The sequence below is a fragment of the Streptomyces sp. NPDC015144 genome (genome assembly GCF_043079735.1).
GTDB lineage: Bacteria > Actinomycetota > Actinomycetes > Streptomycetales > Streptomycetaceae > Streptomyces.
In genome coordinates this window covers 89,141-115,461 of the sequence record NZ_JBIBUU010000016.1, presented here as the reverse complement: position 1 = coordinate 115,461, position 26,321 = coordinate 89,141, and the positions used below count along the sequence as shown (strand labels likewise).

The following is a 26,321-nucleotide window of genomic DNA, read 5'->3' as shown; positions in this document are numbered from 1 at the left end:
TAGGGGTAACGGTCCGTGACCATGGGCGAGTTGTCTGCCGGTAGCGGCACGGAGTACGACGAGCACGGAGGTGGCCGGGCATGACGGACGGCATCGAAATGGCGGACGGGGCGGCGGGGACGGGTCCGGAGCCGGAACTCTCCACGAGGTCGGGCTCCGAACCCGAGCCCTCGGAGAGCCTGAGGATCTTCGGCACGGTGGTCAAGGGCTTCCGCAAGAGGGCCGGGCTGACCCAGGAGGAGTACGCGCCGATGGTGCGGTACTCGAAACCGACCGTCTCCTCCATCGAACAGGGCCGCAGGTTCCCGCCGTTGCCCTACGTCGAGCGCTCCGAGAACCTGCTGGACGCACGCGGCATCATCAGGGCGGCCGCGGCCCAGCTGACCCGGCGTCCGGGCATCGCCAACTGGTTCCGGCAGTGGGCGATGCTGGAGACGGAGGCGATCAACCTCTACACGTACGAATGCCGCCTGATCCCGGGGCTGCTCCAGTCCGAGACGTACGCGCGGACGCTGTTCCTCAACCAGCTCCCGATGCTCGGCGAGGAGCAGATCGAACGGCAGTTGACGGCTCGCATGGAGCGTCAGCAACTGCTGCGCGAGCGGATCGGCACCAACTACTGCTTCATCCTCGAAGAGCACATCTTTCTGCGGCATCTGGGCGGCACGCAGGTACTCCGGGAGGCGATCGACCATGTGCTCGACCTCGCCGAGCTGCGCAATGTGGAGATCCAGATCATCCCGCAGGCCCGCGAGAGCCACGCGGGCCTGCACGGACCGATCCAGCTGCTCGAAGCGCCGGACCACAAGTGGTTCGGCTACAGCGAGGGGCAGTTGTCCGGGCAGCTCCACGTCGACCCATCTGTGGTCAGCGTGCTCCAGATGCGGTATGCCAAGATGCGATCACAGTCCCACACCCCCGAAGAATCCGTGGGTCTGCTGCGGCAGATGCGAGGAGCGCTATGAGCACCACCACCTCAGATCTTTCCTGGTTCAAGAGCAGCTACAGCAGCGGCGACGGCGACTCCTGCGTCGAAGTCGCGCTCGCCTGGCACAAGTCCAGCTACAGCAGCGGGTCCGGCGACGACTGCGTGGAGGTCGCCACCTGCCCCACCACCGTCCACGTCCGGGACTCCAAGGTCGAGCAGGGCCCCGAGCTCGCCCTCTCCCCCGCCGCCTGGACCGGCTTCGTGACGTACGCGACCGGAGCCGCACTCGTCTGACGCACCATCGGCGCACCGTGCCGCGTACCGGACCTGTTCCGGTGCGCGGCACAGCCGTTCCCTGGTTCTCCTGGGGCGCGCGGAGGGGGCGTACGCCTTGATAGCGTCGCCCCCACGACTGCGGTTCGTGCTTCCCGCCGGGGTCGGTCGCCGTGCGCCTACGGTCCGCCCCTGGGGGCACGGGGAAGTCTGCGGCAAGGACGAAAAAAGGGCCCGACGCATGAGTCTCGCGCAGCTCCACTACACCTCTTCCCCTGCTGTTCCTTCCGCTCCTTCCGCAGACGACGGGGGCGGCAGCGGCGCACACTTCACCGCCGTCAGCGCCGGACTGCCCACGCCGGTACTGGCCGAGGCCGAACAGCTCCTCGGCTACGAGCCGCCCGCCGGCACCCCGCCCAGACCCAGATCCGACCAACTCCGCTCCCTGCCCGAGGCGTTGAGCTTCAGCGTGCTGGTCGACGGCGGTCACCTGCTGGCCCGTACGGTCGCGTACACCGGTCCCGGGACAGTCGGTTCCGGGACCACTGGTCCCGGGACAGTCGGTTCCGTGGCCACCGGCTCCGGGGGCATCGGCTTCCACGCGCACGCGGTACACCTCCCGGCCGGTACGCGACTGCCGGGCGGCGCGTTGCCGATCACCGCCTGGCGTTCACCGGGCTGGGCCTCCACCCCGCCCCGGGGCGGGGTCCCCGAGCGAATATCCGCGCTGCCCGCCTCCGCCGCCTCCGGACCGGAGGCGCTGAACGACTTCGCCGTCTCCCGGAGCCCCTGGCTCGCGGCGGTCTTCGCCGACCTGCGCCGGGTCTGCTCCGGCGGTCCGGACGCCGGGCGGCTGGTGCTGGTGGAGCGGCAGAGTGCGGACGTGGCCCGGTGGATCGCCCTCGCCTCGGCCGTGCTGCCGCCGGACGACGCGCACCGGCTGACGTTCACGACGTACACCCGCCACCCGGCGCAGGCCCCGCACCAGGTCGTCGGCGTCCTGCCCGAGGACGCGCCGGGGAGCGGCGGTTCGCCGTCCCTGCTGGTGCACGACTGCGCCGGTGCCCGGCCCGCCGCGCCGGTGGACGACGCCTGGGCCGAGACCTGCGCCCGGATCTGGCGCAACCGCTCCCCCGAGCTGTTCCGGACGGCGGCCGAACTGCCCGGCGGCCCCTTCGCCGCCGGCCCGCTCGCCGTGACGGCGCTCTGCGCGGGCGTCCCCCTCGGATCGGCCGAACGGGCAGCGGCGGCGACCTGGGCGGCGGAACGGCCGTACGCACTCGACGAGGAACGCACCCACCGCCTCACCGACGCGCTGACCGACCCCGACATCGACCGCACCCCGGCCGAACTCGCCGCCGTGGCAAGCCTGTTGACGGCACTTGACGGCCGCGCCCCGGCCGGGGTGACGGCTTCCCTGGGCGCCCTGCTGGTGACGGAAGCGGTCTACGGGAACGGGCTCACCGTCACACCCCCGGGGCGCTCGGTCTTCACCGGGCCGGGCGGGGAACCCGTCGCGGCGGCCCTCGTCGAGGCGGTCGGCGACGACCTCCGCACCGAACTGGCCACCGGCGCGGCACTCACCGCCCCGGACGCAGCCCCCGGGCACGGCGTGGGCCGCACCGTACAACTCCTGCGCATCGCCCGGCTGCTCGACGTCGACTGCGCCGACCTGCTCCCCGGGGTCGTACGCCGACTGGCGCGGGCGCTGCGGGACGGGGGCGCGGGCGACTGCGGGCAGGTGCTGCTGGACCTGCTGGACGAGCAGTTCGACATCCGCACCGCGCTCCTCGGCGAACTGGACCGGATCGCCCCGGAGCACCCGACCGCGACCGAACGGCTCCTCACCGAGGTCGCCCTGCCGTTCACCGGAGCCCAGGCCCTCCCCCACCTGCGGATGTGCGCGGCGGCGGCCGAGGCACGGACGCGCGGCGGCGACGACCGGGTCAAGGCGCTGAACTCCGTACTCCGCGCCGGTGGCATGTCCCCGTTCACCGAGCCGCTGGTGCTGCGTACGGCGATGGGGCTGGTCTGGGACGGATCCGCACCCACGGCGGCCGAGGCCCGGCAACTCCTGGCCGCGAGCACCTCCGACGCCCACCGCACGGCCGGCACCTGGTCCGCACTCGTCGCGGCGGCCCTCGGCGCCCCCGCCGACGACCCGGACGCCCCGGAACTGGCCCCGGACCTGCTGCGCGGCTTCCCCCAGGAGGTCGACGCCCGCACCCGCCACGCCCTGCAACTCCTGGACTTCGCCCGCAACCTCCGGTCGGGGTCGGCGGACCCGGGCTGGACGGAGGAGGCGCTGCGCCTCTCCGCCGCAGCGGACCCGGTGGAACCCGGCGTACGCGAACAGGCATTCGGCGCCCTGGCCGAGCGCCTACTCGCCCCGGACCGCCCCGAGGCCGAGCTGTACACCTTCGTCCACACCGCGACCCCGGACCTCGTCGCAGCCTACGGCCGAGCCGCCCGCCGGCCCACGATCTCCGCCCGCCTCCGCTCCGAACCCGCCTACACCGCCGACTGCTTCACCATCTGGACCTCCCACCCCCACGCGGGCGAGGCCTGGACCACGACCAGAACGGCCCTCTTGGAGGAGGTGCTGCGCCCCGTGGTCCGCGCCCTGCCCCCGGAAGAACTCGCGGCAGTCGAAGAGGCCGCCACCCACGCGGGCAGCACCCGCACAGCGGAAGCCTTCCGCTCCTGGAACAAGTCGACCGGCAGCCTCCGCAGGCGCATAGGCAACCGCATCGCGGCCCGGGTGCGGCGGGTTTCTTCCTGAGGACCGCCCCGAGGACGTCCTCCTTCGCCTCTTGGGGTCACCACGACACGCACCGGCGCCCGACCGGCTCACCCGTTCACGAAGAAGCCCATGACCACCACGTTCGCCCCCCTGGGGATGGGGGCGCCACGCGAACCCGGCTGTGACGTGGGGCACATATTCCTTTGCGATAGTTGCGCGATTCCCGGCTTTTGTTGATCTTGGCAAATTGGCTGCGGGCCCACAAAACTGTCGACCCGTCGCAGCCACGAGGCCCGGCGTATCCGTGTGACCCAGGGGGGACACCAACATGAGGTTCGGCAAGGTAATCGGCAGAGCCGCCGCGGCGGCCACCGCGCTCATCGCACTCCAGACCGGCTTCGCGGGCAACGCCGGCGCGGCCACTCTCACCTACGACGGCCAGGACCCCATCGCCGCGGGGTGCGCCGGTGACGCGATCACCGCCAAGAAGGTCACGCTCACCACGGGAACCGACTGGTCGTTCGCGGAGCTGCGCTACAGCCCGTCCTGCCGGACCGCCTGGGGCCGGGTTCAGGTGGCACGCCTCACCGGCCTCGAATTCGGCTGGGCCTATGTGGAGCGCCAGAGCGACGGCAACTCGTACCGATGCGAATCGGTGTCCTGGAGCGCGACCCTCGGTTCGTACACCTGCTACACCCCCATGATCAACGACGCCGGTCAGCTCGCGCGGGCCTACGGCTACGCGAAGTGGAACGGACACGTCTTCAGCGGCGTGTCCGACTGGTACTGACGACACCCCCGGGCCTCACGGCAGTGCGGCCCGGGTGACCGAACCCGACACTCCGTGACGGCCCGCCGATCCCTTCGGCGGGCCGTCACGCGTGGGGCGGAGTCCACCGAACTCCTCGTCCGGTTCCGTGGCCCCTGTCGCCGCGCCCCACGTCTCCGCCCGGCCCATGGGTCGGCCCCGGTCGTCCGTCAGCCGGGGCCGGAGCGAGATGGAGTTGATGCAGTACCGCTGGCCGGCGGCGGTCGGGTAGCCCTCGCCCCGACCTCATTCGAGAAGACCCACGGCAGCAGCCACCCCACATGCGCGGGGACCGCCGACGGGCGTGGCGGCCAGCCGTCCGAGCCAGGGAAACACCCCTACATGGGGTGCCGTTAACGAGCGGCGAACCAAGGGACAAGTAACCCGCCAGTAGCTTCCTGGGCGGGTTTTCACTTCTCTGGGCGGCTTGCCCGGCTGATGGGTGTGCTGCTGGTCCGGCGCCACGGCTTCTCGTACTTGCCGCCGCACGCACGGCACTGGGGGCGGAAGAGGGCGGCAGCGGGGCCCATCTGATCCCGCCCCACTGTTCGGCCCCTTCCGCACACCCCCGTGATCACCTGTAGGGCTGGACGGTAGAGGCGGTGGTGTGCACCGGGCACGGAATTCCGGGAACCGCCCCGGCACGGCGGCCGGACCTGGTAGATGGCGCCCGAACGGGGCTGCCACCGGACATCTGGGGGTGCCGCGGCGGTGGATCGTCGACCGGGATGAGGCGCCGGGCTCGGGGAGGGTCTGGCCAAGCATGAGGAGGGGGGTAGCGCGTTCGTTAGGCGTGTCGCTGGCCGAGGGGGCATCCTGATCCGCATGGACTTCCAGCCGGTTGAGCGCGCCTCGGAGGCGTTCCAGCAGTCACTGACCGAGAAGGAGATCGGGGAGATCTGCCGACGGGCCTTCGGAGGCGCCGCCACGCCGGTGTCCGCGGTCGAGTTGGGCACGGGGATGTACAACAACGTCTACCGCGTGGATCTGGCCGGTCGGGAACAGCCGGTGGTCTTGCGGGTCGCGCCGGAGGAGGAACGGCAGTTCCGCAGCGAACGGCACATGATGCGGAACGAGTTCGCGAGCCTGCCGTGGCTGGCGGTCATCGCACCGCTGATGCCGCAGGTACTCGTCGCGGACTGGTCGCACGAGGTGATCGGCCGGGACTGGATGATCCAGACCCACCTGGACGGCGTCCCGGCTCCGGAGCACCTGGGCGCGTATCCGCGTACGGCGTGGCCGGTGTTCTTCCGGCAGATGGGCGCCGTTGCCCGCTCCGTGCACGATGTGCGCGGTCCGCACTTCGGGCCCGTCGGCGGTCCGGGGTACGGGTCGTGGAGTGAGGCGGTGATCGCGTCGCTGGAGGAGATCGCCGCAGATCTGGAGGGTGTCGGTCTGGATGCGGGCGATGTACGCAAGGCCGCCGAGGTCGCCGCGCGTGGCCGGACGGTGCTCGACGAGGTCGCCGTGCCGAGGCTGCTGACTGGAGACCTGTGGACGGTCAACGCGCTGCTGGACCCGAAGGCCCCTGAGCCGTTGATCACCGGGGTGCTGGACTTCGACCGCACGTGGTTCGGTGACCCGGCGGCCGACTGGACCATCCGTATGGCGACGGCCAAGGAGGACGAGCGGACCGCGTTCTGGCAGTCCTACGGCGCTCTGGACCGCTCGCCCGACGGAATGTGGCGAGCGAGGGTCTATGAGGCCCGGCACCTGGGCGCGATCCGGCTTGAGCGACACCGGCTGGGGAAGGCGGACGCGGTCCACGAGAGCTACGGCGCGCTGGCCGAGGTGCTCTCCGACCTGGCCTGACTGGCCGTCTGCTGCCTGAGTCGATCGAGCGGGTGGATCAGGCATGCCGTCCGGCAGTGGTTTCGGCGATGTTCTGGGCGGCCCGTAGCTCGGTGACGAACAGGTCGTGCGTCTGGGTGTAGGCGCGCAGGTCGATGTCGTGCAGGAGCACGGGAGGTCTGGGCAGCAGGTGTGTGCCCGATGCGACGAGGAAGGTGCGGATCGTCGCGTCGGCGCCTCGTTTCTTGCGAGGGGCCTGGTAGAGGAGGTATGCCGCCTGGCTCCAGGCCGTCAGTGCGTCGGCTGGGGTGGCATGCTCCCGAGCGAGCAGGGTCATGGACTGTTGGAAGATAGCCCGGCGGGCTGCCTCGGGCGCGCTGGAGATGTAGATCAGGTGTCCGCTGGTGGCGATGCGGGATACGTCCCCACCCCGTGCCGAGATACGGGCGGTCATTTCGGCTGCCGCCCGGCGGGCGGCACTGCCGCGCAGGAGCCGCGTCCCGCCCGCGGTACGGCCGCCGGGCAGGGCAACGCGGTTGCACACCACGTCGGTACTCGGCGACAGGGGAAACCTCGCGGCGGCAAGCGCCTCGAACTGGTACATCGTCCGGCTGGCCGGGGTTTCCGTCCCTCCCTGGTAGGTGCGGGTGGCCGGCTCCCACACAGCGCCGTCCCGGAACCGGGCGTGGTCCCCGATGCGGAAGAGGTTGGGGTTGTCGTCCGTGACCGGAGTACGGAACCGGTCCGCCCAGCGGAGGCTATACCGGCCGGTGCTGTGCGGGCTGGCGAGCGCTGCCCTGTGTCTCCAGTCCTCCGCCGCCTCGAACGCTGTGGTGAACGCGGCTGCCCGGGCGCGGGTGTCGTGGGCTGAGCGCAGAGCGATGCTCAGGGCCCGGGAAAGGGAGTGTGCCGTCTCGGCCTGCTGGTCGGCGAAATCCCGGATCGTCCTTTGGGCGGCGGGATCATGGGTGCGCAGGAGGAGGGCGGGAACAGGGAAGCAGACGGTAGTGATCGCCGCAGCGGTGAGGGAACCGTGTCCTTCCGGAGGGGGCGGCCCGTTCATCGGTTCGCCCTGGTCAAGCTGTCGGGGGCCGGGCGCGGGTTGGGGTGCGGGTCCACTTCGACCCGGATGCCTCGCAGCAGCGCGTCGGCTCGTTCCTCGACCTCGGCGGCTTCCGTTCCGGTGACCACGAACGCCCCCAGCCGGTGGCCATTGGCGTCCGGCTCGTGGACGAGGCCGCCGATCGCCGCCCGCCAGCGGACGAACGGCACCCCCGGCCCCGTCCTCGGGAACCTGCGGAGGGAGACCAGCCGTCCGGCGTGCGGGCTGGTAACGAACCGCACAGTCGCGTATCCGCAGGCGGTCGGGGTGATCGCGGGCGGGTGGCCGAGGGCGACGTCGAGCAGCGCAGCCCAGACGTCGATGCCCAAGGATTGCTGGATCAGGATGCCGATCTGTCCGGCGGCGAGGCGAGCGCCGATCTCGATGACCACGCACCGCCCGTCTCCGCCGACGATGACCTCGGTGTGCGAGGCCCCATTGCGGATGCCGGCCGCGCCGACGGCTGCCTCTACCTCCCGGTACACGGCTGCCTCTGCGGCCGGGGGCAGGGAGACGGGCAGGCTGTGTCCCGTCTCGACCCTCTTCGCGCCGCCGGTCACCTGCTTGCGGGTCACGGCGAGATGTGTCGTGGCGTTGCCCTGTGTGAGGGACTCGACGCTGTACTCCGTCCCGGCGGCGTACGCCTGGACCAGGACGCGCGGGTCGCCGCCCCTTGAGTACATGCCGGCCGCCGAGCGGGCGGTGTCGGCGGCTTCTGTCGCACCTTCAGTGGCGGTCACCACCGTGACACCGGCGGAGCCCGCTGCGGACAGCGGTTTGATGACGCAGGGGAAGCCGACCCGCGGGTCCGCCAGGGCGGTCCGCAGCTCGGCGTCGTTCCGAGCGAGGACCGTGTGCGGGGCGTGCACCCCGGCCGCCGTAAATGCCTCCGCCATGGCGGCCTTGTCGCGGGCCGCCCGCGCCCGGCCCGGGTCGTTGCCGGGCACTCCCAGCTCGGCGCAGAGGTGCGCGGCAAGTTCGGTCAGGTACTCGTTGACGGTCAGCACCGCGCCGACATCGTGCTGGCGGGCGTAGGCGGCGACCTCATCGAGGGCCCGGCCGGGCCGGGTGAAGTCGGTGACGACCCGTCCGGTCAGCAGGCGCTCCAGCTGCGGCCCGCAGTCCGCGTACGACGCGGCGGTGGTCGCGGCGTGGACCCGGTGTCCCCGGGCGGCGGCCGCCGTGGCGAGGGCGCCCGCATCGGGGCCGGCCGCGTCGAGCAGCAGCACGCCTGGAAGAGTCATGACAGGTAGTCCTCGAAGCCGCCCGTGCGGTGCGTGTCCAGGGTGAAGCAGTGGAACCCGCCCCCGAACAGGCGCCGGTGCCGGTGCCGTACGGGCACCACGTCGAAGCCCTCGGCCTCCAGCAACTTGACCAGGCCGGTGCACTCCTGATTGACCAGCACCGTTCGCTCGTCGACCGAGAAGACGTTGAGGTCGATGTAGGGGCTGGTGAGGACCAGGTCCTCGTAGTCGTCGTAGACCGGGAACGCGCCCGGGTCCGGCTGTGGCGGCACGATGTAGCGCCACGAGCGCAGCGGCTCGGGCATCAGGTCCCTGATGCCGTCGTGCCGGGCCAGGAACACTCCGGGTCGAAGGGCGAGGACCATGCTGTCGATGTGGTTGTCCGCCATCCGCCACACCCGGTGGACGCGGTAATCATGGCCGAGGTGCCGCTGAAGCCATTCGGCACCCCGGGCGTGGTTCTCCTGAGCGATGTTGACGACCAGGTCGCGGCCCAGCCGCAGCACCTGCGCGCCGTCCAGCATCATCTCCACGCCGACGTCGTACGGGCTCGGCTGCGGGTCGTCGATGGCCTCGGTCGGCCCTCCCAGGGTGGTCGCCGTGTCCCGCGCGTACGACAGGTCGAACGACGTGTCGGTGAGGGTGGGGCGGGGCATTGTCGTCCACCGGGCGCCGTCCTGCCAGTAGGCGGTGAAGACGGGGGCGAGCAGGCGGGTCTCCAGGTAGCGGGAACGGATCGCGGGCGGTGTCTCGATGATCTCGTCGCCGACGATCAGCGTGTTGTCGCGGATGTTCAGCGCCGGGGTCGGTGCGGCCTCCCAGCCCAGGCCCGCGATCGGGGCCGCGTCCGGGGGCAGGGGCAGCGGCCGGTGCACGGCGACCCCGAGACCGGCAAGGGCGTCCGCCAGGGCCTCCACGTCCTCGTGCAGCTCCTCGGCGTACCGGGTCTTGATGGTCCAGCTCTCCCGGTGGCCGGCCGGCGCCTTCGTCAGGCGCGGATAGGCCCAGTCCGATCGGAAGCCGGTCAGGTTCTCGTGGTGGAACAGCTCGAAGCTGACGTCGCGGTCGTGGCCGACGTAGTTGGCGGCGGACCCGACGACGACCTCCTTGAGCGGGGTGAAGTCGTCGTGACTGTTCAGACGGGGCATGGGCGTTCCTCTCGGGTGCGCGAGGCGGGTCAGGGGGTGTGGAGTGCGGCGGTCACGTGCCGGTCGGCGAGGCTGCGGCCCCGTCGGACCCGCAGGGTCAGGCCGGCGCCGTCACTGTCCGGCTGGAGGGTGCGCTGCTCGCTCCAGCCGGAGAACCGGAACTCGCCGCCGCCGACCGGGACGAGAACGAAGGTGCGCCCGGCGACCGTGAGGGCGAGAACGTCGTCGGCGTGGTCGATGCGGGCAGGGATGAGGGAGCCGTCCAGCGGGGCGGGGGCGTCGAAGTCCGCGAACCCGGACGGCAGCAGTACCTCGTACGGCAGTCCGGCAGGCCAAGCAGGAGTCCCGGCCGGGGCGGTGCGGTTGAACAGAACCTCACCACGGGTCAACAGCTCCTGCCAGGAGTCCGGGAACCATGCGGCGAGGTCGGCGGTGAGCAGAGCGTCGATCACGACGTGGACCCGGGTCACCGTCTGGCTGGTGTTGCGGACCAGGTGTTCGCGGGAGAAGTCGCCGTACCAGCAGGTGCCCGGCTGCCAGCAGTGTTCGACGCCGCCCAGGATGAGCACGGCGCCGGGGTCGGTGACGACCGGAATGTGCAGGCGCACGATGCCCCGGTCCAGGCGGTACTTGGGGTCGCGGTGCGCCGTCGAGATGGCACCGGGGCCCAGTGCCATCAGCCGTACCGCGTTCAGCGGGGCCGGGACCAAGTCCAGGATCTCCGCGAGGTAGGGCAGCTGACCGAGCCAGCGCGTCACCTTGAACGGCTGCGGACCGGGGCCGCCGGGGTCGGTGCGTTCCGGGTCGCCGCCGAGACTGCGCAGGGGCAGGACCCGCCAGTCGATCGCGGCCGCTGGGCCGGTCTGCCCGCCGTAGGTGTGGGTGCGCTGGACGTTCCAGGTGTGGGCGGTGACGGCCGTGAGCTCGGCGGCGAGCCGGCCGGTGTCGAAGACGGGGGAGAGTTGGACGGCCTCGGCGGCCGCGGTGAGCGATGTGGTGGTCATGGATGGGGCTCCCGGTCAGGAGGAAAAGGACACGGCGCCGGTGCCGATGTGCTGGCTGGCGTCGTAGGTGCCGGCGGGCACGCTCGCGAACCGCGCGTCGAGCCGGTCGAAGACGCCCTCGTGGCCCTCGGCGGGGTCGTAGGCGATGCAGAACACGAACTGCACCGGCTCCCCGGGGGCGAGGGGGATGGCGGGCATCGACACGATGACCCCGGTCCGGGTGGCCGGGTCGTACGTCAGGCCCAGCTCGTCGAGCGCGGCCAGGAAAGCCGTGAAGGAGGGCACCGCCCAGGTGGGCGGGACGTGGTACTCGACCACCTGCCGGACCGGGTCGGCCGTGACGTCGACGATGCCGTGGGCGATCGACTGGTAGATGTGCAACGACCCGGAGACCTGGGCGTTGACCTCGGTGAACACCACACTCCCGTCGGGCAGGACCAGGGCGTCCGCGCTCAGGTGCCCGCGGTAGCCGAGTGCTCGGTACGCCTCGGCCAGCCGGGCGCCGCCGTCCAGCAGCGCCGCCCGCACCGGCTCGGTGACGCCGTCCAGCGGCACGACCTGGTGGCTCAGGCGCCGTCCGACGTACAGCAGGCGGCCCGTCTCGGTGGCCCGGGTGCCCGCGCCGGAGGCGTAGTGCTCGGAGTACACCGCATCGGCGCCGGGCGCGAACTCCTCGATGACGACCGGCCACCGGCCTTCCCCGTTTGCCCACGGCCACCGCTTTGCCCAGTACGCGGCGATGCCGTCCGGGCCCGGGGCCAGGTGGTGCAGGTGCCGGGCCCCGACGTGGTCCACGGCCATCTCCGGCTCGCGTACGAGCAGCTGGTTTCCGACCCCGGCGCCGTTGTGGGCCTGCTTGACCACGACGGCCCGGGACCCGGAGTCCTTCAGTAGCGCGCCGGTCGCTTCGGTCGCTTCGGCGAGGCTGCGGCAGATGCGGCCCGGCAGGATCGGCACCCCGGCCGCAGCCGCCAGGGCCCGGAAGTTCGCTTTGTTGTTCCCGATCTCGCCGCCGCCCTGCCCGAAGAAGGCCGCGCCGGGGAAGCTGTCGGTCACGCCCAGGGCGTCGGCGAGCCGCGCCACGGCGGCTGACGGCCACAGAGCGAACACCTCGCTGACCGCTCCGGCCCCGGCCGGGCCGAGCGCGGCCCGTACCTGTTCGACGAACGCGGGCGCGGTCAGGGAGGCGGGATCGAGCAGCTTCTCGCCCCAGGCTCCGGCCGGGGCGGCCAGCACGGTCAGCTCCTCGCGCTTCACGCCGGTGTGGGCCAGGGCGTAGTCGACGAACGCTGCGTCCGGTTCGCAGCACAGGACGAGCAGGTCACCGGGGCGGGCGAACCACAACGCGCGCTGCGTCCAGGCCCGCATGTCGCCGCGTTCGCGGATGGACGGATCGATGTGGTTGCCGATGAGGATGCGCACAGCGGACTCCTTCAAGACGTGGGCGGGCACCCGGCCGAGCTGCGTGCGGCGCCGGGGCGGACGGGGATCAGGGGAGAAGGGCGGCGGGCAGAGTGTCAAAGGCCCGCATGGTCGCCGTGCGGCGCCGTACGCCCTCGCCGGCAGCGGCCAGGTGGGCGGGGTGGTCGTTCAGGGCCGCGACCAGAGCGCGCAGCCCTGCCTGGGCGACGGTCGTGCCGATGCAGGAGTGCGGCCCCCAGCCGTAGCCGAGGTGGCGGTTCGGGGTGCGGTCCAGCACCAGCTCGTCGGCCTGCGTGAAGGCGGCCGGGTCGCGATTGGCCGCCGCGAACAGGGGGACGACCTTTTGCCCCGGGGTGATGTCGACGCCGCCGATCCGGCACGAGCGCACCGCCGTACGGGTGGTGCCCTGCACCGGCCCATCGAAGCGCACCAGCTCGTCCACCCCCGTGGCCAGCAGCGCCGGGTCCTGCATCCGGCCCAGGGTTCCCGGGTGGGCGAGGAGGGTGTGCACGGAGTTGCCGACGGCGGCCGCCATCGTGCTGTATCCGCCCTGGAACATCACCCGCGCCGTGTTCTTCACATATAGCCGGGTGAGCGCGTCGGCGGCGGGCGCAGCAGCCTGCCGCACCCGGGCCAGCAAGCCGGGCCGGGCCGAGGACGCGAACCACGAGTCGACCAGGTCGCTCAGCTGCTGGCGGGCGATCCGGCCCGGCTCCACGAACGCCGGGTTGAGGCTGCCGTCCATGCTCCGCATGATCGCGTCTGACACCGCGGCGAACTCCCCGTACGGCGGGGGCTCAACACCCAGCAGATCGGCCACGACCGCGACGGACAGCGGCACCGCGATCTCGGCCACCACGTTGAACGGGCCCCCGCCGGCCATCTGGTCGAGCCGCTCCCGCACCAGGATGCGAGCACGGTCCTCGACTGCGGTCAGGTCCTGGGCACGCAGCGCGCTCATGAACAGGGAACGGACCCGGTTCTGCTGCGGCGGATCGAGCGTCTGCACGCTCAAGGACGGCTCGGGCACCGTGCCGCCGGTGCGCCGCGGGTCACGGGCGAAGCTCTCGTGGTCGCGCAGCACCCGCACACTGTCCGCGTACCGGGTCAGTGCCCACGAGTCCATGCCCGCGTGCCAGAACACCGGCTCACACATCCGCAGTTCGGCCAGCAGCGGGTACGGGTCGCGCAGGGTCTCCGTGTCCAAGGGGTCGTACTGGTCAGTCACAGACGGCATCGCGGGTCCTTCCAGAGCGGGAAGGGCGGGCCCACCGCAGCGGGCCCGCCCCGGATTCCTCGGGCTCAGTGGTCGTACGACATGGCAGCCCCTCCCTGTGCGTTGGCGACGGTGGGCGTGCTGTGGGTGGCGAAGGCCCCGGCCGGCCCTCGCCCGGCGGGCGGGGAGGTGCAGCCCGGCGGGCAGTAAAGGGCCGTAGGGAACGGGTCCGTCACCGCGTTCCGCCCAGTCACACGGGTGCCGGGCGGAACACGACGAGTACAGCGGCCGCCGGTCGCGGTGCCCAGAGGAAATGCCTATCCCCGCCCTATCCCCGGTCTTCCGGAACGGCTCTCCAAGACACGCAGGGGGTGGTGCAATGGGCGGGTGGACGACGAAATCCGCCACCCCCTCGCGCACGCCAGGAACGAGCGCGGATGGTCGCAGGAGGAGCTGGCCTGCCGTATCCGGCAGGCCGCCAAGCGCCGTGGCCTGCGCTCGGGCACCCGGGGGTCACGGGTCTCCAAGTGGGAGACCGGCCGCGCCGCCCCCGACGAAGACGAATCCCAGCCGCTGATCGCCGAGGTCCTCGGCATCGACTACGCGGCCGTCGCCCATCTCGGCTGGCCCTACTGGCTCCCTGGCCAGGACAAGCCGCTGCCCCTCGGCCCGCACAATGCCGTTTCCTCACTCCGAGAGGCCCTGATGACCTCCCTGGACCGCCGGTCGTTCCTCGCCTACACCAGCGCCTCGCTGGCCGTGCTGGCCCACCAGTGGGCCGTCACCGAACCCGGCCGGTTCCCGCGTTTCGCCGTGCCCGGTGAAGTCGACACCGAGATGCTCGACTGGCTGGAGGAGAGCGGGGCGGAGCTGATCCGTCTCGCCACCGAACGCAGGCGCCGCACCCGCCATCTGCTCGACGCGCACCTGAGCACCGTCAGCGAGTTCATCAGCGAGTCCCGCTACACCTCAGCCGCCGGGCAGCGGCTGCACACCCTGGCCGCCTCCCTCGCGCAGGCCATCGCCTGGCAGCACTTCGACGAACGCCGCCACGCCTCCGCCGGCCGCTTCTGGCACGCCGCTCTCCACAACGCCCACGCCGCCCACCAGCGCGACCTCGGCGCGGGCATCCTGTCCGACCTGGCGTACCAACTGCTGTGGCTGGGGGGCGCCCGCACCGCCGCCGACATCCTTGAACACGCCATCCCCCGCACCCAGCACCCCACCGCGCGGTCCCTCCTCCACCTTCGCCAGGCCCGCGCCTTCGCCGTCCTCAACGAGAACGGCCTGTGCCGCCGGGCCCTCACCGCCGCGGAGAAGGCGCTGGGCACCGTGTCGTACGATCCCGCCCCCGCCTGGTGCTCGTGGCATTCGCACGCCGACCTGGCCGCGGATGGCGGCCGTTGCCTCGCCGATCTCGGTCAGCGCCGCCAGGCCCACCGGCTCATGGACGAGGGCATTGCCCTGCTGCCCGTCACCCGTTCCAAGACCAAATCCGTGTTCCTGACTTACCAGGCCGAGACCTACCTCCGCGACGGCGAACCCGACATCGCCGCGGAGACAGCCACACGCTCCCTCGACCTTGCCGGCCGGATCGACGCCCCCCGGTGCGTGACGATGGTGCGCGAACTCGAACCGGCCTTCGCGCCGTACGCACACATGGCAGGCGTTGACGAACTCCTCGAACGGCTCCGAGCCGTCGGCTGAGGCCCCGTCACGACTTCCGACCCCTGCTTGCGAAGTTCGAACGGATGGCCGCGAATGTGCCCGCCGCCCTCTGGTGATCCTCCCTCGCGACGAGCAAAGGCCAGAGCTGCACACGCAGCTACTCTCACAAACGTTCCTTTGCGCGAGCAAGACCAACCGCAGGCCGCCGGACGCCTGCCGGACCCGGGTTCGTTCGCAGAACCCGTTCTCACTCAAAAGCGGGACGGACCCCCTTGTGAGACTTGCATTGTGCGAAAATCCGGGCCATGACGGACCCTCAGCAGTCTTCCCCGACCGACCGACCGGTCGGACGTCGACGACATCGAACAGCACGCCTGTCCGAAGCGTGACGCACAGCCCGGCTCACCCTGCCGCTCGCGCGGCGGCGCGGTCGCCTCCGCCTACCGCACCCGCCGCTTCACGAAGGTGGCCCGGCTGAAGAAGGCGCTGCGGGTGCCGACCCCGGCCGACCGCGGCCCGGGCCGGCCGTGGCGGCCGGGCGCCCCACCGCCGGCGCCCATCGACCCGGACCTGCCGAGCGCGGCCATCCGCATCGGCTACGCCCGCTGCTCGACCCTCGGGCAGGAACTCGACAGCCAGCTCGACGCGCTCAGCAAGCACGGCATCCCCAGGGACAAGATCTTCAGCGAGGAGATCAGCACCCGCGTCCGAGTCCGACCCCGGTTCGAGGAGGCACTGCGAACGGCACGGGAGGTCAAGGCGCACGCCCCGCACTGCCGGGTCATCTTCACTGTGTACGAGATGAAGCGGCTCGGCCGCGACGCCGCCGAGCTCACCGCGCTCGCCGACCACCTCACCGCCCACGGCCTGGTCCTGGAGATGCTCGCCGGACCCCTGCCCGGCATCTACGACCCCACCGGGCCGGGGAAGCTGCTGTTCGCGTTCTTCGCCGCGATGGCGGAGACCGAGCGGGAGAACATCCGCGAGTCGACGCTGGAGGGGCTCGACACCGCGGCCCGCAAGGGCAAGCACGGCGGCCGGCCGCCCGTCATCACCGACGACATGCTCCACACCGTGCTCCGGCGCCGCGCGGGCGGCGAGTCGGTCGAGCAGATCCAGCCCGACCTGATCATCCCCACCGGCAAGCGCAAGGGCCGGAACCCCTCGGTGGCCAGCATCTACCGGGCGCTTGCCGAGCATGCCAAGCGCGAGGCGTACCCCGAAGCCCTCGAACAGGCCCACGCCGACTTCGCCGCCCTCCAGGCCGGCGGACTACCCGGACCTCGCGGCACGGACCAGGTGCCGCAGATGCCGGGAGCCGTCCAGTGACCCCTGCCCCGCACCGGATGAAGGGCGGCGCCCCGCTTCTCGGAGCGCTGCCCGGACAGGTCGGGCCCTTCGGCCCGCACGGCGCCGACGCGCGCGATCCTGGAGGCATGGAGATCGAGGTCCTGGTCGTGCCGGACTGCCCTCACCAGCAACTCGCCGAGGAGCGGCTGCGGCAGGCCCTGGACGACGCCGGGCTGGACACCATCGGCTTCACCACCCGGGTGGTCGCCGACCAGGCCGAGGCCGAGCGGTCCGCCTTCACCGGGTCTCCGACGATCCTGATCGACGGCCGCGACCCGTTCGCCGAGCCCGGCACCACGCCCTCGCTCTCCTGCCGGATCTACCGCACCCCGCAGGGCCCGGCCGAGGCGCCCGGGCTCGACCAGCTCCGCGCCACCCTCCACGAAGCCGCCGGCACCGCAGCCTGACCGCCGAGGAGCGGCGCGACGCGGAGGACCCCGACGGTCAAGTCACCGCCGGGGTCCTCCGCTGTTCAACCCGACAGTGGGCTACAGCGGTTCCGCAGTGGCCAGCGCGTCGCCGCACGGCGGAGGGACCACCCCCGCGTGTACGGGGACCACAGGAACGCCAGCCTGCCGCCCTCCCACTTCCCGGGACCACCCCCGCGTGCGCGGGGACCACGTCGCGCTGCACAGGATCAGGACGGAGAGGCTGGGGCCACCCCCGCGTGCGCGGGGACCACAGGCGATGCCTCCTGACCAGACGGTTGCCCTCGGGACCACCCCCGCGTGCGCGGGGACCACTCGAGCTGGAACGGCACCAGGTAGCCGCCCTGGGGACCACCCCCGCGTGCGCGGGGACCACCAGGTCGAGGGACAGCCGCTCGCCGTCGCCCGGGGACCACCCCCGCGTGCGCGGGGACCACTCCGCCCGGGTGTGGGTGATGCCCTTGCGGGGGGGGGACCACCCCCGCGTGCGCGGGGACCACTCCGGGCTCCGGCTCCTGGTCGTCGTGCTCGGGGGACCACCCCCGCGTGCGCGGGGACCACAAGCCGGAGCAGGCCCCGTACAAGGGGTCCGGGGGACCACCCCCGCGTGCGCGGGGACCACAGCATGCCGACCGCGGACGCGGCTTCCTGCATGGGACCACCCCCGCGTGCGCGGGGACCACGGTGTTCGCCCTGTCCGACTGGCGGGCGAAGCGGGACCACCCCCGCGTGCGCGGGGACCACTGTCCAGGTTTTCCTTGGTAGTAAGGGAAACAAGGGACCACCCCCGCGTGCGCGGGGACCACATGTCGACGACTTCGGCCAGGCTCCACGCCCAGGGACCACCCCCGCGTGCGCGGGGACCACTTCAGCCAGAAGGGGCGCGCGCTCCGAGCGCAGGGACCACCCCCGCGTGCGCGGGGACCACATGCAGGCTGCGGCTCGGGCTTTCGAGGAGAAGGGACCACCCCCGCGTGCGCGGGGACCACGACCGCTTCCTTCATCACCGCGGCCTTCTCCTGGGACCACCCCCGCGTGCGCGGGGACCACGTGCGCTGCCGCCGCAAGGGCTGCACACGGAAGGGACCACCCCCGCGTGCGCGGGGACCACGTGGTCAGGAGCCCGAGCGCCGTCAGGTCCAAGGGACCACCCCCGCGTGCGCGGGGACCACTCTTCGTGACCTGCGGCTTTATCCGGGCCAGGTGCTGTTTCCGTCCAACTTCACTGAGTCCGACATTCGCGACTTACACCCCATAACGACATTGAAGCGTTCAGCAAGACCACTTCAGGGCGGCCGCCCGCCCCACCCCCACCGGAGCAGACGGGCGGGCACCCGAGGGGCGCGTCAGGCGTCCGGCATCACGCGTCCGGCGTCAGTCGGAGCGAGATGGAGTTGATGCAGTACCGCTGGTCGGTGGGGGTCGGGTAGCCCTCGCCCTCGAAGACGTGGCCGAGGTGTGAGCCGCAGCGGGCGCAGCGGACCTCGGTGCGGACCATGCCGTGGCTGCGGTCCTGGATCAGTTCGACGGCGTCGGTGTCCTTCGGGTCGTAGAAGGACGGCCAGCCGCAGTGCGACTCGAACTTGGTGTCCGAGCGGAACAGCTCCGCGTCGCAGGCGCGGCAGGAGTAGACGCCCTCGGTCTTGGTGTCGGTGTACTCACCGACGAAGGCGGGTTCGGTGCCGGCCTGGCGCAGCACGGCGTACTCGGCCGGGGACAGCTCGGCCCGCCACTGCTCGTCCGGCTTCTCAATCTCGTACGACACGTCGCTCCCTCAGCTCGTCAGGTGGTCCAGGATGCGCGGACCGAGGTCGGTGACGTCGCCCGCGCCCATGGTGAGAACGAGATCGCCGGGCTTCGCCATTCCCGCGATCGCGGCGGGGACCGCGTCCTTGTCGTGGACGGCGGTGACGTCGGCGCCGGCGGTGCGGGCGGCGTGGATGATCAGCTCGCTGGTGATGCCGGGGATCGGGTCCTCGCGGGCCGGGTAGATGTCCAGGACCACGGAGGCGTCGGCGAGGGCGAGGGCCTGCCCCATCTCCGTACCGAGCTCCTGGGTGCGGGAGAAGAGGTGCGGCTGGAAGACCACGAGGATGCGGGCGTCGGCCGCGGCGCCGCGCATCGCCTCCAGGTCGGCGGTCATCTCGGTGGGGTGGTGCGCGTACGAGTCGATGACCTGGACGCCCGACGCCTCGCCCTTGAGCTGGAGGCGGCGCTTGACGCCGGTGTACGTGCCGAGCGCCGAGGCCAGGTTGTGGGCGGGGATGCCGAGGGCGACGCCGGCGGCGAGGGCGGCGACGGCGTTGAGCGCGTAGTGGCGGCCGGGCACGGAGACCGTGAACGTGAGGAACTTCCCGTTCAGCAGGATCGTGACCTCGCTGGTCAGTCCGCGCGGGGTGATGCGGTGGACGCGTACATCGGCGGATTCGGCCTCGCCGTAGGTGACGACGTTCAGCCCCTCGCGGCCGCGGACCCGCCCGGTCAGCTCGACGGCGCCGGGCTGGTCGGCGGAGATCACCAGCGTGCCGCCGGGGACGATCTTGGCGGTGAATGCCTCGAAGGACTCATAGATCTCGTCCATCGAGGCGTAGTTCGCGTGATGGTCCAGCTCGACGTTGAGGACGATCGCGACCTCGGGGTCGTACTTCTGGAAGCTGCGGTCGCTCTCGTCGGCCTCGGCGACGAAGATCGCGCCCTCGCCGTGAGTGGCGTTGGTGCCGGGTCCGGCGAGGTCGCCGCCGATCGCGTACGAGGGGGCGAGGTCCAGCCCGGTCAGGGCGACGGCCAGCATCGACGTGGTGGTCGTCTTGCCGTGCGTACCGGCCACCGCGATGGCACGCAGGCCGTTCATCAGCGAGGCGAGCGCGTCGGAGCGGTGGACGACCGGGATCGACAGCTCGGCGGCGCGCACCAGCTCCGGGTTGTCGGCGCGGATGGCGCTGGAGACGACCACGCACGAGGCGTCGTCCGCCAGATGTGCGGCGGAGTGCCCGATGTGGACGGTCGCCCCCAGCGCCCGCAGCGCCTCGGCCGTACCCGATTCCTTGGCGTCGCTGCCCGCGACCTTGGCGCCGCGCTGGGCGAGGATCTTCGCGATGCCCGACATTCCGGCGCCGCCGATGCCGATGAAGTGCGGGCGTTCCATGGCGGCGGGGATACCGGGTGTCATGTGCGTCCTCCGGGAGCTGAGCGGGTTCTTTCGGTCGCGGGGAGGTACCGCCCTCGACCGCCCGCCCAGCCTATTCGCTGTGCGCGAAGAGCTTGAGCACCGGGACGCCGACCTTGTGCCGGGCGCGGGAGGCCCAGTCCCAGTGGAAGAACTCCTCGACGTAGTGCGGCGCGGTCAGCACGATCACCTCGTCCGCCTCCGCGTCCTCGACCACGGACTTCAGCAGGTCGAGCGGATGGTCCTCGACGACCTGGCCGACCGCCTCGGAACCGGCCTGGCGCAGCGCCTCCAGCGACACTTCGAGTGCCAGTTCGGCGGACTGTCTGGCGTTCTCGCCCTCCGGTTCCTCGCTCTCCTGGGCGGCCGCCTTCAGTTCGCCCATCGCCAGGTCGTCGATGGCCCGCAGGAGCACGTCCGCCTGGTCACCGCGCGGCTGGAGAAGCACGACGAACGAGATCTGCTCCTCCCCGTGCAAAGTGGTGACGAAGTCGACGTCCTCCGAGGTGAGGGGCTTCTCGATCATCAAAACGCTGGTGAACACCACGGGCGCCCTTCTGCTTCAGTGACCGTCCCAGGTCACTGCTGAAACCATCCTTCCCCGTGCTGGCACGGGGGTTGCGGAGGTAATTGTGCCCACCGGAAGCCAACCGGAACGGCTAATTCCGCTCTTTTCAGCCCTGACGGTACCGGGTGAAGAGAAAACCGTCCTCTTCCAGCATGGATGCCAGGAAGAATCGTTTCGGCACGGCGACGCCCGGACCGCCCGCGATCCGCTGCGCGTCCCCGGCGGTCAGCAGCGGCGCGAGCGTCAGGCAGAGCTCGTCCAGGACCCCGGCGACCACGAACTGGCCCAGCAGTCTCGGGCCGCCCTCGGTCAGCAACCGGGCGTGCCCCCGGTCCGCCAGCTCCGCCACGGCCCTGGCGGGGTCCACCCGGGTGCCCTCCCCGGCGAAGACCACCTCGGCGCCCGCGGCGCGCGCCTGCTCGACGCGCTGGGCGGGGACCGCGGCGCCGGTCAGCAGCAGGGTCGGCACCAGCGGCTCGGTGAAGAGCGGCATCGAGAAGTCCAGGTCCAGGCTGCCGCTGACCACGGCGATCGCGGGCGCGGGCCCCTGGCCGGCGGCGGCCCGGCGGGCGGCGAACGCCTCGCGCGCCCGGGCGGGGCGGTAGCCCTCCAGGCGGACCGTCTCCGCGCCCACCACGATCGCGTCGGCCAGGCCGCGCAGGGTTCCGAAGATCCGCATGTCGGCCGCGCAGGAGATCGGCTGCGAGCGGCCGTCGTGCTGGGCGGCCCCGTCGAGGGTGGACACCATGTTGGCGCGGAGCCAGGGGCCGTCCTGCTCCGGGTAGGCGTAGGCGTCGGCCAGGGCGTCCAGGCCCCACTCCCCCGAGGCGTCCGCTGCGGCCTCCTTCGGGGCCCCGCGGGACGGCACGGAGGAGGTGGCGGCGGGTGTCGGGTCGGTCACAGGGAACAGGCGTCGCATGCTCCGCAGTCTTCCACGCTGCCCGAACGCTTAAAGTGGAGAGTTGTGTCGTCCTCCACAGCCCTTCCCGGGCAGAGCCCCATATCCGAAACAGCTCCGCTGTCCCTGTGCGCCCGCGAGCCCCGCGTGCCGGCCGACCGGCTGGTCGCCGAGATGGTGCCGCCGCCGCGCTTCGACTCCGTACGCTTCGATACCTATGTGCCCGACCCGAACCAGCCGAGCCAGACGGAGGCGGTCCGGGTCCTGAGCGGCTTCGCGGCCGGGCTGGGCGGCGCGCACGCCTCCGGTGCGGGTCGGCGGAAGTGGTTCGGCCGGAAGCCCGTGGTCGCGGCCGCCCCGCTCGGGGTGTACCTCGACGGCGGCTACGGCGTCGGCAAGACCCACCTGCTCGCCTCGCTCTGGCACGCCACGCCCGCCGAGCCCGCGCTGAAGGCGTTCGGCACGTTCGTGGAGCTGACCAACCTGGTCGGCGCGCTGGGCTTCCAGCAGACCGTGCAGACGTTGAGCGGGCACCGGCTCCTGTGCATCGACGAGTTCGAACTGGACGACCCGGGCGACACGGTACTGGTGTCCTCGCTGCTCAGCAGGCTGGTCGAGGCGGGGGTCGCGCTCGCCGCCACCTCCAACACGCTGCCCGGCAAGCTCGGCGAGGGCCGGTTCGCCGCCGCCGACTTCCTGCGGGAGATCCAGGGGCTGTCCGCCCACTTCCGCCCGCTGCGCATCGACGGTGAGGACTACCGCCACCGCGGCCTGCCCGAGGCCCCGCCCCCGTACTCCGAGGACCAGGTCACCCGCGCCGCGTACGCCACCGAGGGGGCCAGCCTGGACGACTTCCCCGCGCTGCTCGACCACCTCGCCCGGGTCCACCCGAGCCGCTACGGCGCGCTGACGGACGGGGTGCGGGCGGTCTGCCTCACCGAGGTCCAGCCGGTCCCCGACCAGTCGACCGCGCTGCGGCTCGTCGTCCTCGCCGACCGCCTGTACGACCGGGAGGTCCCGGTGCTCGCCTCCGGGGTGCCGTTCGACCGGCTGTTCAGTGACGACATGCTGAACGGCGGGTACCGGAAGAAGTACTTCCGGGCGATCTCCCGGCTGACGGCGCTGGCACGGGACGCGAAGGGCCTGGTGGGGCAGTAGGTTCGGGGGCGTACCACCGGGACGTCCACGGATGCCCCGGTGTTCCCGTACCGACCGCGCACACCGTTCGAAGGGATTCCGCATGGCTACCGTCCGACACGCCCACACGGTCTGGGAAGGCAACCTGACCGAGGGCAAGGGGGTCGTCACCCTCGACTCCTCCGGCATCGGCTCGTACGACGTCTCCTGGCCGTCCCGCGCCGAGCAGGCCAACGGGAAGACCTCGCCCGAGGAGCTCATCGCGGCGGCCCACTCCAGCTGCTTCTCGATGGCGCTCTCCCACGGCCTGACCGGGGCCGGTACGCCGCCGACCCGGCTGGAGACCAAGGCCGACGTGACCTTCCAGCCCGGCACCGGCATCACCGGCATCCACCTCACCGTGGTGGGCGAGGTGCCCGGCCTCGACGAGTCGGCCTTCGTCGCGGCCGCCGAGGACGCCAAGGCGAACTGCCCGGTCAGCCAGGCGCTGTCCGGCACGACGATCACGCTCTCCGCCTCGCTGGGCTGACGGCTCGCGGACGCCGCGGACGTCGGCGCCAGCACCTGGGCCGACGTCCGCGGCGGCCTCCGCGCCCGCGTCGGCGTCCCCGTCCGGGGTGCTGTCATGGGCGCGTCGGGCGTTTTGGCGTCACAGCCGTCACTGGCATCACAGGAGTCACAGGGGCCACTCCCGGACCGGGACACGGTGACCCGCATGGTTTCCGCGCGGCGATGCGCGTGCTACACACATGCGGGTCACTTTTCCTGTCCGCCAGCAGGGAGTCACCTCATGTCATCAGAATCGTCACGCCCGGCCGACGCCACGACACCGCGCCCGGCGACCAGCCGCCGCCAGGTCCTGGCCGGTACGGGTGCGGCCCTCGCCTCCGTCGCCTTCACGGGGGCGTTCTCCGAGCTCTTCGCGGGGACCGCCGCCGCCCGGGGCCATGCCGGGTACGGGCCGCTCGTGCCCGACCCCGACGGGCTGCTCGACCTTCCGAAGGGCTTCCGCTACCGGGTGCTGTCCCGGGAGGGCGCTCCGCTCCGCTCCGGCCAGGGACTCGTCCCCAGCAACCACGACGGGATGGCCGCCTTCGCGGGCCGCCACGGCCACGTCCACCTGGTCCGCAACCACGAGAACCGGGTCACCGCGCGCATCCCGGTCCCGGTCGTCGAGGGCCTCACCTACGACCCGATGGGCAAGGGCGGCTGTACGGCCCTGGAGCTGGACGGCCGCAACAACGTCCTGGGCGAGCGCGTCGCCATCGCCGGGACGGCGGTGAACTGCGCGGGCGGCCGGACCCCCTGGAACACCTGGCTGACCTGCGAGGAGACCGAGGACCGCGCGGGCACCAACGGCTACACCAAGGACCACGGCTTCATCTTCGAGGTGGACGGCGCCGACCCGCGCCGCACCGGGGCCGTCCCGCTCACCGCGATGGGCCGGTTCCAGCACGAGGCCATCGCGATCGACCCGGGGAACGGGATCGTCTACGAGACGGAGGACGCCTTCGACAAGCCCTTCGGGCTCTTCTACCGCTTCCTCCCGAACAAGCCGCTCGGCGGCACCGGCTCGCTGCGGGCCGGCGGGCGGCTGGAGGCCATGCGGGTGCCGGGCGTCCCGGACCTCTCCCTCGTCCAGGAGACCGGGACGGCCTTCGAGGGCATCGAGTGGGTGCCCGTACCCGACCCGCTGGCGGACGGCACCCCGATCCGCTTCCAGGACTTCGGGCCCCGGGGCATCACGCACGCCCAGAAGCTGGAGGGCTGCTACTGGGGCGGCTCCTCGGTGTACTTCGTGTCCAGCTTCGCCCGCAGCGGCGAGGGCTCGGCCGCCGACCACCACGGCCAGGTGTGGCGGTACGAGCCGAAGCGCCGCCGCCTCACGCTCGTGATCGTCTTCGGCGCCGGGAAGGACGTGGACCTGCCCGGCGAGTCCCCGGACAACATCTGCCTCGCCCCGGACGGCGGGCTGATGGTGTGCGAGGACGGCGACGGCGCGCAGCACGTGTTCGGCCTGACGCGGGGCGGCGAGGTCTACGCGATGGCGCGGGGGCGGCAGAACATCGGGACGCCGGAGAAGCCCGAGTGGGGCGAGTTCGCCGGGGTCACCTTCGCCCCGGACGGCTCGACGATGTACGTGAACTGCTACACCCCGGGGACGACGTTCGCGGTGACGGGGCCCTGGCGGTGAACAACCGGCCGGGCGGGCGGTGATCCGGTTTTACGGGCCGGGTCCACGAGCTGGTTCGACAGGCCGGTTCGACGGGCTGGTTCGACGGGCCGGTTCCACAGGCCGGTTCGACGGGCCGGGTGAATCCGGGGACGGTTCCGGACGCCGGGCGGCACCGTACGCACCGATAAGTCGGATAACTGGATAGTTTCCGCTGGTGACTGGTTACCGACGGAACATGACAGCTCTTGCCATTCTCGGGATGCTGCTCGGCGGTCTCACCGGCTGCGGGGGCGGCGACGGCGCGTCCGTCATCGCCCCCGCGGCCACGGAGCGCTCCCCCGCGCCGGTCCGCTCGCCGTCGCACGCGGCCCCGGCCGCGCCGCCGACCCTGGCCCCCGGGCCGGGCGGGCTGACGCCGGTCTTCAGCCACGGCCCCCGGACCGGCGGAAAGGTGGTGGCGCTCTCCTTCGACGCCGACATGACGGCCGCCGAGGGGCCGCGCGCGGCGGCGGGCGAGCACTTCGACAACCCCTCGCTGATCGCGCTGCTCCGGGAACGGAAGGTGCCCGCGACGGTCTTCATGACGGGGCGCTGGGCCGAGGAGTACCCGGACCAGGCCCGGTCCATCGGCACCGATCCGCTCTTCGAGGTCGCCAACCACTCGTACAGCCACTACGCCTTCATGGCCCCCTGCTACGGGCTCCCCACGGTGGCGCGGCAGGACATGCGCGCCGAGGTCGCGCGCGCCACCGCCGCGTTCCGGAAGGCCGGGCTGCGCGACACCGTGCCGTACTTCCGCTTCCCGGGCGGCTGCTACGACGGCACCGTGCTGCGGGCGCTCGCACCCGAGCGGATGACGGCGGTGCAGTGGGACGTGGTCGGCGGCGACGCCTTCGCGACGGACGCGGACGCGGTGGCCGCCCAGGTACTGGCCGGGGTGCGGCCGGGCTCCCTGGTCGTCCTGCACTGCACCCGCAGCGCCGCACCGGCCACGGTGGAGGCGGTGCGCCAGGTCGTCCCCGAACTGCGCAGGCGCGGCTACCGCCTCGTGAAGGTCTCCGACCTGATCCGGGCGACGACGACGGCCTGAGCGGCCCGGGACCGCGCCCCGCCTATCAGGCCGCCGCCCTCCGGCAGGCGAGCGCCGCCACCGCGACGGCGAGGACAGTGGCCACAGCAGCACCCATGGTCCCCGAAGGCCGTAGGGCGGGTCCGGCGGATCACGCCCTACGTCGGCCCACACCGGACAGC

22 protein-coding genes and 1 CRISPR repeat array are annotated in these 26,321 nt (G+C 72.1%); of the genes, 12 read left to right on the top strand and 10 right to left on the bottom strand.

Features of this window, described 5'->3' with window-relative positions; genetic code table 11:
* Window positions 1-80 precede the first annotated feature (80 nt).
* From ACF08W_RS25405 to ACF08W_RS25385, 5 genes are all read left to right on the top strand, one after another.
* Complete coding sequence (locus ACF08W_RS25405; RefSeq protein ID WP_392280643.1) at window positions 81-965, top strand: Scr1 family TA system antitoxin-like transcriptional regulator; 885 nt, start codon at window positions 81-83, stop codon at window positions 963-965.
* Entirely contained in the window at window positions 962-1,222 is a 261-nt protein-coding gene (locus ACF08W_RS25400; RefSeq protein ID WP_392280642.1) for a DUF397 domain-containing protein, read from the top strand. Before ACF08W_RS25405 ends, ACF08W_RS25400 begins: the two co-directional genes overlap by 4 nt.
* 220 nt (window positions 1,223-1,442) lie before the next feature.
* Window positions 1,443-3,983, top strand: coding sequence for a GTPase-associated protein 1-related protein (locus tag ACF08W_RS25395; protein ID WP_392280641.1), 2,541 nt, complete (start codon window positions 1,443-1,445; stop codon window positions 3,981-3,983).
* A 289-nt stretch (window positions 3,984-4,272) separates the two neighbouring features.
* Window positions 4,273-4,734, top strand: coding sequence for a DUF2690 domain-containing protein (locus ACF08W_RS25390; RefSeq protein ID WP_352273049.1), 462 nt, complete (start codon window positions 4,273-4,275; stop codon window positions 4,732-4,734).
* 843 nt (window positions 4,735-5,577) lie between these two features.
* Entirely contained in the window at window positions 5,578-6,564 is a 987-nt protein-coding gene (locus ACF08W_RS25385) for a phosphotransferase family protein (RefSeq protein WP_392280640.1), read from the top strand.
* A 37-nt stretch (window positions 6,565-6,601) separates the two neighbouring features.
* Here the strand turns inward: ACF08W_RS25385 and ACF08W_RS25380 are convergent, their stop codons facing one another.
* The 6 genes from ACF08W_RS25380 to ACF08W_RS25355 form a co-directional block, all read right to left on the bottom strand.
* Window positions 6,602-7,606, bottom strand: a complete 1,005-nt coding sequence (locus tag ACF08W_RS25380; RefSeq protein WP_392280639.1) for a hypothetical protein — start codon at window positions 7,604-7,606, stop codon at window positions 6,602-6,604.
* Window positions 7,603-8,889 (bottom strand): ATP-grasp domain-containing protein, encoded by a 1,287-nt coding sequence (locus tag ACF08W_RS25375; protein ID WP_392280638.1) that lies wholly within the window; start codon window positions 8,887-8,889, stop codon window positions 7,603-7,605. The genes ACF08W_RS25380 and ACF08W_RS25375 overlap by 4 nt, the downstream gene beginning before the upstream one ends.
* On the bottom strand, window positions 8,886-10,037 hold the full coding sequence (locus ACF08W_RS25370; protein WP_392280637.1) for a glycine amidinotransferase: 1,152 nt from the start codon (window positions 10,035-10,037) through the stop codon (window positions 8,886-8,888). Before ACF08W_RS25370 ends, ACF08W_RS25375 begins: the two co-directional genes overlap by 4 nt.
* 29 nt (window positions 10,038-10,066) lie before the next feature.
* On the bottom strand, window positions 10,067-11,041 hold the full coding sequence (locus ACF08W_RS25365; protein ID WP_392280636.1) for an aspartyl/asparaginyl beta-hydroxylase domain-containing protein: 975 nt from the start codon (window positions 11,039-11,041) through the stop codon (window positions 10,067-10,069).
* Between the two features lie 15 nt (window positions 11,042-11,056).
* Window positions 11,057-12,463, bottom strand: a complete 1,407-nt coding sequence (locus ACF08W_RS25360) for a peptide ligase PGM1-related protein (protein WP_392280635.1) — start codon at window positions 12,461-12,463, stop codon at window positions 11,057-11,059.
* Between the two features lie 67 nt (window positions 12,464-12,530).
* The gene (locus ACF08W_RS25355; RefSeq protein ID WP_392280634.1) at window positions 12,531-13,700 is read right to left on the bottom strand and encodes a cytochrome P450; all 1,170 of its coding nucleotides are present in this window, start codon (window positions 13,698-13,700) and stop codon (window positions 12,531-12,533) included.
* Between the two features lie 366 nt (window positions 13,701-14,066).
* Between ACF08W_RS25355 and ACF08W_RS25350 the strand changes: the two genes are divergently transcribed.
* The 3 genes from ACF08W_RS25350 (at window position 14,067) to ACF08W_RS25340 (ending at window position 17,104) form a co-directional block, all read left to right on the top strand.
* A complete protein-coding gene (locus ACF08W_RS25350) occupies window positions 14,067-15,386 on the top strand; it encodes a helix-turn-helix transcriptional regulator (RefSeq protein ID WP_392280633.1) in 1,320 nt (439 codons plus the stop codon).
* A gap of 426 nt (window positions 15,387-15,812) precedes the next feature.
* Window positions 15,813-16,676: a recombinase family protein gene (locus ACF08W_RS25345; protein ID WP_392280632.1), complete on the top strand. Its 864-nt coding sequence runs from the start codon at window positions 15,813-15,815 to the stop codon at window positions 16,674-16,676.
* Window positions 16,673-17,104, top strand: coding sequence for a DsbA family protein (locus tag ACF08W_RS25340; protein WP_392280631.1), 432 nt, complete (start codon window positions 16,673-16,675; stop codon window positions 17,102-17,104). The genes ACF08W_RS25345 and ACF08W_RS25340 overlap by 4 nt, the downstream gene beginning before the upstream one ends.
* Before the next feature lie 124 nt (window positions 17,105-17,228).
* A CRISPR array of direct repeats spans window positions 17,229-18,297; the repeat unit is 29 nt; unit sequence GGGACCACCCCCGCGTGCGCGGGGACCAC.
* 188 nt (window positions 18,298-18,485) lie between these two features.
* On the opposite strand, the gene msrB is transcribed toward ACF08W_RS25340, so the two are convergent.
* From msrB to ACF08W_RS25320, 4 genes are all read right to left on the bottom strand, one after another.
* Window positions 18,486-18,890, bottom strand: a complete 405-nt coding sequence (gene msrB / locus ACF08W_RS25335; protein ID WP_385205936.1) for a peptide-methionine (R)-S-oxide reductase MsrB — start codon at window positions 18,888-18,890, stop codon at window positions 18,486-18,488.
* A 9-nt stretch (window positions 18,891-18,899) separates the two neighbouring features.
* A complete protein-coding gene (gene murC, locus ACF08W_RS25330; RefSeq protein ID WP_385205933.1) occupies window positions 18,900-20,294 on the bottom strand; it encodes a UDP-N-acetylmuramate--L-alanine ligase in 1,395 nt (464 codons plus the stop codon).
* 70 nt (window positions 20,295-20,364) lie between these two features.
* Window positions 20,365-20,817, bottom strand: a complete 453-nt coding sequence (locus ACF08W_RS25325; RefSeq protein WP_392280630.1) for an indole-3-glycerol phosphate synthase — start codon at window positions 20,815-20,817, stop codon at window positions 20,365-20,367.
* A gap of 148 nt (window positions 20,818-20,965) precedes the next feature.
* Window positions 20,966-21,778: a pyrimidine reductase family protein gene (locus ACF08W_RS25320; protein ID WP_392280629.1), complete on the bottom strand. Its 813-nt coding sequence runs from the start codon at window positions 21,776-21,778 to the stop codon at window positions 20,966-20,968.
* 45 nt (window positions 21,779-21,823) lie between these two features.
* Between ACF08W_RS25320 and zapE the strand changes: the two genes are divergently transcribed.
* The 4 genes from zapE (at window position 21,824) to ACF08W_RS25300 (ending at window position 26,160) form a co-directional block, all read left to right on the top strand.
* Window positions 21,824-22,915, top strand: coding sequence for a cell division protein ZapE (gene zapE, locus ACF08W_RS25315; protein ID WP_392280628.1), 1,092 nt, complete (start codon window positions 21,824-21,826; stop codon window positions 22,913-22,915).
* Between the two features lie 82 nt (window positions 22,916-22,997).
* Window positions 22,998-23,423, top strand: coding sequence for an OsmC family protein (locus ACF08W_RS25310; protein WP_385205924.1), 426 nt, complete (start codon window positions 22,998-23,000; stop codon window positions 23,421-23,423).
* Window positions 23,424-23,684: 261 nt separating this feature from the next.
* On the top strand, window positions 23,685-25,088 hold the full coding sequence (locus ACF08W_RS25305) for an alkaline phosphatase PhoX (protein ID WP_385205921.1): 1,404 nt from the start codon (window positions 23,685-23,687) through the stop codon (window positions 25,086-25,088).
* Between the two features lie 217 nt (window positions 25,089-25,305).
* On the top strand, window positions 25,306-26,160 hold the full coding sequence (locus tag ACF08W_RS25300; protein WP_392280627.1) for a polysaccharide deacetylase family protein: 855 nt from the start codon (window positions 25,306-25,308) through the stop codon (window positions 26,158-26,160).
* The last annotated feature ends 161 nt before the right edge of the window (window positions 26,161-26,321 follow it).

Bases quoted from the DNA above. Each gene is read 5' to 3' on its own strand.
- ACF08W_RS25405 (WP_392280643.1), top strand. From the start codon at position 81: ATGACGGACGGCATCGAAATGGCGGACGGGGCGGCGGGGACGGGTCCG.
- ACF08W_RS25400 (WP_392280642.1), top strand. From the start codon at position 962: ATGAGCACCACCACCTCAGATCTTTCCTGGTTCAAGAGCAGCTACAGC.
- ACF08W_RS25395 (WP_392280641.1), top strand. From the start codon at position 1,443: ATGAGTCTCGCGCAGCTCCACTACACCTCTTCCCCTGCTGTTCCTTCC.
- ACF08W_RS25390 (WP_352273049.1), top strand. From the start codon at position 4,273: ATGAGGTTCGGCAAGGTAATCGGCAGAGCCGCCGCGGCGGCCACCGCG.
- ACF08W_RS25385 (WP_392280640.1), top strand. From the start codon at position 5,578: ATGGACTTCCAGCCGGTTGAGCGCGCCTCGGAGGCGTTCCAGCAGTCA.
- ACF08W_RS25380 (WP_392280639.1), bottom strand. From the start codon at position 7,606: ATGAACGGGCCGCCCCCTCCGGAAGGACACGGTTCCCTCACCGCTGCG.
- ACF08W_RS25375 (WP_392280638.1), bottom strand. From the start codon at position 8,889: ATGACTCTTCCAGGCGTGCTGCTGCTCGACGCGGCCGGCCCCGATGCG.
- ACF08W_RS25370 (WP_392280637.1), bottom strand. From the start codon at position 10,037: ATGCCCCGTCTGAACAGTCACGACGACTTCACCCCGCTCAAGGAGGTC.
- ACF08W_RS25365 (WP_392280636.1), bottom strand. From the start codon at position 11,041: ATGACCACCACATCGCTCACCGCGGCCGCCGAGGCCGTCCAACTCTCC.
- ACF08W_RS25355 (WP_392280634.1), bottom strand. From the start codon at position 13,700: ATGCCGTCTGTGACTGACCAGTACGACCCCTTGGACACGGAGACCCTG.
- murC (WP_385205933.1), bottom strand. From the start codon at position 20,294: ATGACACCCGGTATCCCCGCCGCCATGGAACGCCCGCACTTCATCGGC.
- ACF08W_RS25325 (WP_392280630.1), bottom strand. From the start codon at position 20,817: ATGATCGAGAAGCCCCTCACCTCGGAGGACGTCGACTTCGTCACCACT.
- ACF08W_RS25320 (WP_392280629.1), bottom strand. From the start codon at position 21,778: ATGCGACGCCTGTTCCCTGTGACCGACCCGACACCCGCCGCCACCTCC.
- ACF08W_RS25310 (WP_385205924.1), top strand. From the start codon at position 22,998: ATGGCTACCGTCCGACACGCCCACACGGTCTGGGAAGGCAACCTGACC.
- ACF08W_RS25305 (WP_385205921.1), top strand. From the start codon at position 23,685: ATGTCATCAGAATCGTCACGCCCGGCCGACGCCACGACACCGCGCCCG.
- ACF08W_RS25300 (WP_392280627.1), top strand. From the start codon at position 25,306: ATGACAGCTCTTGCCATTCTCGGGATGCTGCTCGGCGGTCTCACCGGC.